This window comes from Oceanobacillus massiliensis str. N'diop (assembly GCF_000285495.1).
Lineage (GTDB): Bacteria > Bacillota > Bacilli > Bacillales > Amphibacillaceae > Oceanobacillus > Oceanobacillus massiliensis.
In genome coordinates this window covers 1-240 of record NZ_CAER01000100.1, presented here as the reverse complement: position 1 = coordinate 240, position 240 = coordinate 1, and the positions used below count along the sequence as shown (strand labels likewise).

General features: G+C 37.9%; 1 protein-coding gene. It reads right to left on the bottom strand.

Annotated features, from left to right (window positions below; genetic code table 11):
* Positions 1-178 (bottom strand): spore germination protein GerW family protein (locus OMHG_RS17605; RefSeq protein WP_010647148.1); only part of this gene is annotated, 178 nt, incomplete at its 3' end.
* Positions 179-240 lie beyond the last annotated feature (62 nt).

Below are 240 nucleotides of genomic sequence, written 5' to 3'. Positions count from 1 at the left end.
ATATGTTAAATTCGCTTCCACCTGCCGCAAATCCAAAACCGACCTTCGATACAGGAATTATCAGACTGCCATCTGGTGATTTGACTGGGTCACCGATAATCATGTTCACTTCTACCATTTTTTGCAGATTTTCCATTGCTGTTGTCATTAATCCTTCAATGGGATGTTCTTCTGTCATATTTATCCTCCTTGTTATTTGGCAATGTCATATTCATTTTGCCAAGCTTTATAAAAGTGTAC